This window comes from Acetobacter tropicalis (genome assembly GCF_001580915.1).
In the GTDB taxonomy this organism is placed as follows: Bacteria; Pseudomonadota; Alphaproteobacteria; order Acetobacterales; family Acetobacteraceae; genus Acetobacter; species Acetobacter tropicalis.
In genome coordinates, this window is sequence record NZ_LHZQ01000029.1 from 1 (window position 1) to 816 (window position 816).

At 57.2% G+C, this 816-nt stretch carries 1 protein-coding gene; it reads right to left on the minus strand.

Annotation, left to right across the window (positions count from 1 at the left end; translation table 11 throughout):
* Positions 1–14 precede the first annotated feature (14 nt).
* A complete protein-coding gene (locus tag AD944_RS00155) occupies positions 15–512 on the minus strand; it encodes a phosphate-starvation-inducible PsiE family protein (protein WP_248845786.1) in 498 nt (165 codons plus the stop codon).
* Positions 513–816 lie beyond the last annotated feature (304 nt).

An 816-nucleotide genomic window follows, 5' to 3' on the forward strand; every position in this document is an offset into this window, starting at 1 on the left:
CGAGAATGCGGACTTCACTGAGCATCCGGCACATCCTTCTTGAGGGACGCGCCCTGTTGGCGGATGCGTGCGTCGGCACGGGCGTCCTGGTCGCGCACAAGCCAGTAGACGATCCCGAGTGCGAGGACCGCAGCGGCGAGGGAGAGCACGTCCATGGGGGCGATGGTCTGCAGGTCCAGGAGGATGAATTTGCGTGCGATCGCGAGCAGGGCGATCAGGACGATCGTGCGCACCCGTACGATATTCTCGCCATGGGCGAGCACGGCCAGCAGGGAGCGCTTGAATTCGAGGGCGATCAGAACTGTGAAGACGGCCCCGAAAACGGTCTGGAACACCCCCTGGTCCGTGGGATCGACGGCAGACCTGGAGAGCAGGTGCCAGACCGCCACCACGAGGTGAGCGGTAGCCGAGACCGTAACGGCCATGATCAGACCGATCAGGACGAGCATGATAGCCTGCTCGAAGCGCTCATGAGCGTCAGACCACTTGAAGGCGAAAGCATATTGCGCCACGGCGTGGTCCAGCGGCGGGCGGTACGGGGAGTGGATGAAGAGGGCTGCGTGATCATAGGGCTGCGGTTTCGGCGACAATCATCGTTCAGAGAGAATAATGTCGAACACCAGAAGATAATGATAATTAGTATGCTGGTTTATCAGTGAGTTATAAATCCATTGGATCTGGATAATTTACTATTCAGGCAAGAAAAATCCACTGATTAATGATAAAAATGGCAAGTGGATTTTAAGGGCTTATTTCTGCGGCAGTTATGTCGGCAATGGGGGGGAGAACGAACCCGCTGCGCGGGATTGGTGCGGT